Raw genomic sequence first — 279 nt, 5'->3', positions numbered from 1 at the left:
ACACGGTCGGGGCCACGAAGGCGCCTTTGCCCAGTGCGCCTTCGGTCAGACGTTCGCCGCCGCACAGCAAGCGGGCACCTTCTTCTTTACCCTTGGCAATGTAGCCCAGCACGCTTTCCATGTGAGCAAAGCTGACCAGCGGGCCGAAGTTGGTGTTTTCGTCTTCCGGGTTGCCGATGCGGATGCGCGCAACGCGCTCCAGAATCTTGGCTTCGAAAGCGGCTTTGAGTGCGGTTGGCACGAACACGCGGGTGCCGTTGGTGCACACCTGGCCCGAGC

1 protein-coding gene is annotated in these 279 nt (G+C 62.7%); it reads right to left on the bottom strand.

The features are described 5' to 3' along the window. On the bottom strand, positions 1-279 hold a 279-nt coding region (locus tag AAEZ08_RS22840), incomplete at both ends, for an aldehyde dehydrogenase family protein (protein WP_500125165.1).

The sequence above is a fragment of the Pseudomonas sp. E45-MNA-CIBAN-0222 genome (assembly GCF_040310405.1).
GTDB lineage: Bacteria > Pseudomonadota > Gammaproteobacteria > Pseudomonadales > Pseudomonadaceae > Stutzerimonas > Stutzerimonas stutzeri_AC.
This window is presented reverse-complemented; position numbering and strand designations above follow the sequence as displayed.